This is a genomic window from Trebonia sp. (assembly GCF_049794275.1).
Taxonomy (GTDB): domain Bacteria; phylum Actinomycetota; class Actinomycetes; order Streptosporangiales; family Streptosporangiaceae; genus Trebonia.
Map to the genome: position 1 here is coordinate 1 of NZ_JBARCR010000364.1, position 6,822 is coordinate 6,822.

General features: G+C 68.5%; 4 protein-coding genes. 2 read left to right on the forward strand and 2 right to left on the reverse strand.

The window, feature by feature from the left end:
- Positions 1–1,090, reverse strand: a 1,090-nt coding sequence (locus WA805_RS09985; RefSeq protein WP_425242202.1) for an SNF2-related protein, incomplete at its 3' end; no start/stop codon positions are given.
- Between the two features lie 431 nt (positions 1,091–1,521).
- On the opposite strand from WA805_RS09985, the gene WA805_RS09990 reads away from it, so the two are divergent.
- Together WA805_RS09990 and WA805_RS09995 are read left to right on the forward strand one after the other, a co-directional pair.
- Positions 1,522–3,759 carry an MMPL family transporter gene (locus WA805_RS09990; protein ID WP_425242203.1) on the forward strand — a complete coding sequence of 746 codons (2,238 nt, stop codon included), beginning with the start codon at positions 1,522–1,524 and terminating at the stop codon, positions 3,757–3,759.
- 222 nt (positions 3,760–3,981) lie between these two features.
- Positions 3,982–4,974 (forward strand): LLM class flavin-dependent oxidoreductase, encoded by a 993-nt coding sequence (locus WA805_RS09995; protein ID WP_422281410.1) that lies wholly within the window; start codon positions 3,982–3,984, stop codon positions 4,972–4,974.
- Between the two features lie 160 nt (positions 4,975–5,134).
- On the opposite strand, the gene WA805_RS10000 is transcribed toward WA805_RS09995, so the two are convergent.
- On the reverse strand, positions 5,135–6,822 hold a 1,688-nt coding region (locus tag WA805_RS10000), incomplete at its 5' end, for a flavin-containing monooxygenase (protein ID WP_422284914.1).

The following is a 6,822-nucleotide window of genomic DNA, read 5'->3' on the forward strand; positions in this document are numbered from 1 at the left end:
TGCGGGACCTGATGCGGTCAGAGAGCGTGAGGACATGCTGGGAGCGCTGTGAGGTCTTGTTCTTGATGTAGTGAGCCTCGTCCACGACCATGCCGCGGAAGCCGAAATCACCGAGCCAACCCAGGTGGCGGTCAAGTACCTCGTAGTTGAGCACGACGATGTCGGCGAAGCCGTCGGCAGTCTCGCCGTCGCCCTGCACCACGGTGACCGGGCGGTGCGGCGTCCAGCGGGCCGCCTCACGGGCCCAGTTGATCTTGACGACGTTCGGCACGACGACGAGCAGCGGGTAGGCGTTCGCCGCTTCCGCGGCGAGCAGCGCCTCGGCCGTTTTGCCCAGACCCGGCTCATCGGCGAGCAGGAACGTCCGGTGACCGGCAGCGACCGCGGCGACCAGCTGCCCCTGATGCGGCATCAGCTCCAGGCCCGCCGGGGTGAACCGTGCCGTCGGCGCCGGAAGCGCCATGCACGCCGGGGCTCCCCCGCCGGCGCGCTCAAAGGAACTCAGCAGCGGACCGAGCAGTTCCCAGCCGGCCAGGCGCCGCGGACGGGAGGTGCGCTGCGGGACGGCGGAGAAGTCGGGGGCCAGGAAGGGATTCGCCAGCTGCCGGGAGATCACCGTCTGCGGCACGACCCGCGACTCCGTGTCGGCGGGAGCGGTCGCGGTCTCTGCTGAGGCGATCTCTTCGGGCGCCGGCTCGATGCCGAGGTCCCGCATCATCTCACGCTTGAGGGACCGAGCCGCATCGGAGACGCTGGTGTCCTCGGCGAGCAGCGCCAGGAGCCCAGCGTCCCGGACTGCGGTCGCCGCGAGGATGGCTGCGATGCCGTCCAGGCGCTTGAGCTCCTCAGCTCGATGACTGCCGTTCCCGGGCGCCGCTTGGACGCGGGCACGCTCGTCCCGCAGCATCAGGGCGAGGGCCTGGAACTTCGTGCGCACGGCAGGCGTCACGCGGCCGCGCAGGACGGCCGCCTCGATCTCACGGGCGGTTCGGGCGAGCACCGAGATGACGTCGTCCTGGTGGCGGACGCGTCGCTGCTTCGGCGGGGCGGTACGGCGAGCGCCCTTCTGGCGCTGGCCTGGTCGAGCCAAAAGCTCCTCCTGTGGAATGCCGGGCACGGAGGCCACGGCAGCATGCCGCTCAGTCCCACGGACGGGGCGAGGAACGCCCCGGACAGCGGGCCTGTTGGTTCGGACACCGAGCCAACCTGCGGGTTTCCGAGGATCGACGCAGCTAGCTACGGCAGGCATCTCACGCGGACCCGGAGCCGCCGACGGGTGGGCTGGTGGCCACGACCCTGGGAAGGCCGCCATTGGACGACCGGTCGGTTCTCGGGTGCCTCAACAATGATAACGCGTGCGAGAGCGCGTAATTCCCGACCCCGGCCATGCGCACGCACCAGAGCATATGCATCACGCCGTCAGCGATGAGGGTCATGGGGTGCCCGCCCCTAGTTTCACCCGCGATGGATGATCCGCCAGCAGCCCTCTTGGCATGACTATCGGAGCTGGGGGACAGGCCAGTGAATCTATTGCTCGAGAAGCTTGCCGGGGTCGCGGCCCGGAAGCACTGGATTTTCATCATCGCCTGGGTGGTCATCCTCGGCGGGCTGCTCGCCGCCAAGCACGCGTTCGGCGGCGAGTACGTCAACAACTACACGATCTCTGGCAGCGACTCCGCGACCGGCTTGAACGTGCTGAACAGCACGTTCCCGCAGCAGGGCGGGTACGGCGGGCAGATCGTCTTCCACGCCAAGACAGGCACGGTCAGCGCGCAGGAGTCGGCGGTCAGCCAGTCGGTCACCAACGTTTCCAAGCTGCCGGACGTGATCAAGGCGGTCAGCCCGTTCGCCTCGCCCAACTCCGGGACCGTCTCCAAAGACGGCACGATCGCCTATGCGACCGTCAGCTGGAATGTGAACCCGGACTCACTGGACACCTCCTACCTGGACAAGCTCAACGATGCGGTGGCGCCCGCTACCAAGGCGGGCCTGCAGGTCGAGTACGGCGCCGGCGCCGGCGAGATCGGCCAGCAGACCCAGGACCTGACGTCCGAGGTCATCGGCCTGTCCTGCGCGCTGGTGCTGCTGCTGATCATGTTCGGCTCGCTGATCGCGGCCGGCATCCCGCTGCTAGCGGCGATCTTCAGCGTCCTGTCTGGGCTGGCGCTGCTCGGGCTGATCGCCCGGCTAGTCACGTTCCCGACCACCGCCCCGACCATCGCGACCCTGCTCGGGCTCGGGGTCGCCGTCGACTACGGGCTCTTCCTGGTGGCCAGGCACCGGGAGCAGCTGGACAACGGTATGGAAGTCCTCCGCTCCATTCGGCGTGCCGGGGGAACGTCCGGGGCCGCGATCGTGGTCGCCGGCAGCACCGTCGCCGTCTCCGTCCTGGGCCTGTACATCTCCGGAGTGGGCTTCGTCGGGTCGCTCGGCCTGGCCGCGGCGATCGTCGTGGTGGTCACGATGATCTCGGCGTTGACCCTGGTGCCGGCGTTCATGGGGCTCGCCAGGGGGACGATCCGTGCACTGACCGCCCGGGTCCGCGCGCACAAGGCCGGGCAGACTGTTCAAGAACAGGCTGCCCGGACCGCGAAGGCCACGCACGAGCAGCACGAGCACGGCGCCTTCGCCCGGTGGGGGCGGATGGTGAGCGACCGGCCCTGGCCATGGGGGATCCTGAGCGTGGTGGTGCTCGTAGTGCTCGCGATCCCGCTGTTCTCCATCACGCTCGGGCAGCCGGACAACGGGACCAACCCCACATCGGACAGCAGCCGACAGGCCTTCGACCTGATCTCCCAGGGCTTCGGGGTCGGCGTGAACGGGCCCTTGAGCGTCGTGGTCAAGCTGCCCAATCAGTCCAGCTCGGCGAACAGTTCGCTGCTGTCCACCATGCAATCCGACATTGCCAAAACGGCCGGCGTCGCGTCCGTCACGCCTGCCTCGGTCAACTCGGCCGGGACCACCGCGGTGTTCAACGTCATCCCGACCACCCGCCCGCAGGCCGTGCAGACCACCGCCTTGGTCGGCACGCTGCGCGATGACGTGCTGCCGAAGGAGCACGCGACCAGCTACGTCACCGGCACGACCGCCGGCGCGGTCGATTTCACGAACCAGATCACCAGCCGGCTGGCGTGGCTGATCATCGCCGTCGTCGCGATCTCGTTCTTCCTGCTGACCGCGGCGTTCCGGTCGGTGGTGATCGCAACCAAGGCCGCCGTGCTCAATCTCTTGTCCATCGGCGCGGCGTACGGCGTCATCGTCGCGATCTTCGAATGGGGCTGGGGGAAGGACGTGATCGGCCTGCAGTCGACGCTGCCGATCCCGGCGTACGTGCCGATGCTGGTGTTCTGCATCGTGTTCGGGCTGTCCATGGACTACGAGGTGTTCCTGCTGTCGCGGGTGCACGAGGCCTGGCTGGCGACCGGCGATGCGCACCGCAGCGTCGCGATCGGGATCGGCGCGACGGCCCGGGTGATCACGACCGCGGCCCTCATCATGATCGTCGTCTTCACCAGCTTCGTGATCAACCCGGACCCGACGGTGAAGATGCTCGCCATCGGGATGGCGTTCGCGGTGCTCATCGACGCGTCCCTCGTCCGAATGATCCTGGTCCCCGCGATCATGTCGCTGCTCGGCGCACATGCCTGGTGGCTGCCGCGCTGGCTGGCACCGGTTGTGCCCAACCTCCAGCTCGAGGGTCAGGTCGACATGCCAGAACCCCGGTCAGATGCGAAGGAAGAGCCAGGGCAGGCCCACTAATCAGTCCCAGCGGACGTCGCCACCGCAGCAACCCCCATCACAGCTCCAGCAGGGGCGTGACCAGCCCCCTCAGGTCTCCGCGCATAAGATGATCAACTGCTGCCATGACCACCTCGCGCTGCAAGTGCCGCATGAGCGTGGAGTCCGCCGCTTGCTCCCTGGAACGCAACCGGCAAGGTGCTCGGCACGGGAGCTACGCGAACAGCTGACGGAGGTGAGCTCATGAGCATGCCCCTGGGTCTGTCCATCGCCTCGCACAGCGGGCTGCCGCCCGCGAAGGTGGGCGCGCTGGCCGGCGCGGCCGAGCTCGCCGGCTTCAGCGCTGTGTTCGTTGCCGAAGGGCACGGCGACGCGCTGGCGCTGTGTCACCCGGTGGCTGCCGCGACGCGGCATGCCCGGGTGGGGACCGCCATCGCCAACGCCGCACTGCGTCCGCCGGTGCTGGCCGCCAAGACCGCCGCGCAGCTCGACCAGGCGAGCAACGGCCGATTCATCCTCGGCCTGGGCGTCGCCAACTCGGTCATGAACGAGCGGTTCGGGATCGCGCCGTTCGCCCCACTGGCGATGATCGAGGAATACACGGCCGTTGTGCGGGCCGTCCTCGCCGGGAGCCCGACGGGGTATGACGGCCAGGTGTTCCGCGCCGGCATGGTTCCCCTGGACAGCCCCCCGCTACGCGCCGAACTGCCCATCTACCTGGCCGCGCTCGGCCCGCGGATGCTCGAGCTGGCCGGTCGGATCGCCGACGGAGTCATCCTGAACCTGATGACGCCGGCCCAGGCGGACGCGGCCGTCAGTGTTGTCCGCGCGTCCGCGAAGGCGGCGGGGCGAGATCCGGAGTCGGTCGAGATCGCCTGTGTGGTGCACTGCTGCCTCGGGAGCGACGCCCTTGCCGCCGCCGCGGCGCGCGCCGCCGTCCTGCGCTATGTCATGCATCCCGCAGCGCCACGGCTGTTCGGCGAGCTGGACGGCGGCCCCAGCCTGCGGGGCGTGCAGGAGCTGGTCCTGGCGGGCGACAGGGCCGCTGCGGCCGATGCGGTGCCGCAGCAGGTAGCCGACGGATTCGTCGTCCATGGCGGCGCGGATGAGTGCCTCGCCCGGGCAAGCGAGTACGCCGCGGCGGGCGTGGACTTGCCGGTCTTGTTCCCGATGCCGGCCGACGGCGACTGGGGATACGAGAAGACGATCGCCGCAATGGCGGGCAAGATAACGTGACAACCCGAGAACAGCATCAGCGGCAGCTTGCCTGACGCGATCACGTCGCGGTGCCACCATGAGGCCATGCCGCCACCATAGAGGCCGGTCACGCCGCAAGTGAACGGGCGGCAGCACTGGCTTGACGCGCTCGGAGGAACCCGACGAACTGACCAGCGGGCTATTCGGTGTGGTGCACCTCGGCGCGCTTGTAGACGGGTGTCGGGATGCCCTCCATGCGTGCTTTGAGCTGCAGGGCCAGGTAATGGGAGTAATAGCGCGACAGGGCTAGGTTACCGCCGTGGAACCACAGGCCCTCTTGGGCCGTCGGCTTCCACATGTTGCGCAGCTCGCCCTCCCACGGGCCCGGGTCCTTTGTCGTGCCCGAGCCGAGTCCCCAGACTTTCCCGGCCTTGTCGGCCACGTCTTGGCCGATGATGCCGGAGGCCAGCTGATTCATGGAGCCGTAGCCCGTCGCGTAGACGACGAGGTCGGCCGGGAGGTGGGTCCCGTCACTCAGGACGACCTCATCCTCGGTCAGCTCGGCCACCTGTCCCTTGGCCAGCTTGATGTCGCCGTTCGCGACGAGCTCGGAGGCACCGACGTCGATGTAGTAGCCGGACCCGCGGCGCAGGTACTTGAGGAACAGGCCCGAGTCGTCCTCGCCGAAGTCGAGGACGAAGCCGGCCTGCTCCAACCGGTGATAGAACTCGGCGTCACGCTCCCGGATGGCGTTATATACCGGGATCTGGAGCGTGTGCAGGATCCGGAACGGCAGCGAGGCGAAGATCGTGTCGGCCTTGAACGTGGTCATGCCGGCGGCAACGGCGCGCTCGGAGTACAGGTCGCTGAGGCCGAGCTCCATCAACGAGTCGGACCGCACGACATGGGTCGAGCTGCGCTGCACCATAGTGACGTCGGCGCCCGCCTCCCACAGCGCGGCGCAGATGTCGTGCGCGGAATTGTTCGACCCGATCACGACGGCCTTCTTGCCCTTGTACTTATCGGGACCAGGGTGGGCCGAGGAGTGATGCTGGTCGCCGCGGAACTTCTCACGGCCAGGGAACTCGGGGACGTCGGGCAGGCCGGACGCTCCCAGCGCCAGCACTAGCTGCCCGGGCCGTAGGGTGATCTCCTCCCCCGCGCGGTCGACGACGACGGCCCATCCGTCACCCTCTCGGACTGCGGACTTGCAGGTCGTCGAGCCCCAGTAGTTGAGCTCCATGACCTTCGTGTACATCTCGAGCCAGTCGCCGATCTTGTCCTTCGGCGAGAACACCGGCCAGTTCGCCGGGAACGGAAGGTAGGGCAGGTGGTCGTACCAGACCGGGTCGTGCAGCGCGAGGGACTTGTAGCGCTTGCGCCACGAGTCACCCGGCCGCTCGTTGCGCTCGACGATGATCACCGGAACCCCGAGCTGGCGTAGCCGCGCACCGAGCGCGATGCCGCCCTGGCCACCGCCGATGATCAGCACTTCGGGCTGCACGGTGTAGCCGAGCTCGGTGGCCTCACGGGCTCGGCTCTCGGCCCACGTGACCCGGTCGCGGAACGCGCCGTGGCGCACGCCATTAGGCCGCCGGTCGTTGACCGGCTCCTCGTGGCCCTTGAGCTCGTCGAGTGTCGTGAGCAGCGTGAACGCCTTGCCGCCGACGAGCCGCAGCAATCCGCTGCCCCGCCCGGCCTTGGTCTCGAAGGCAATCCAGGCGGTGATGACCCCGTCTTCCTCGGCCGGCTCCTCGGTGACCCGGAAACCGGCGGGATCGACGTCGTCGAGCGTGGCCCGCAGCAGGCCCGCAACGCCCGCGCCTCCTTCGACGGTGGTGATGTTCCAGGTGAACGAGACGATGTCGCGCCAGTAGCTCTGGTCGG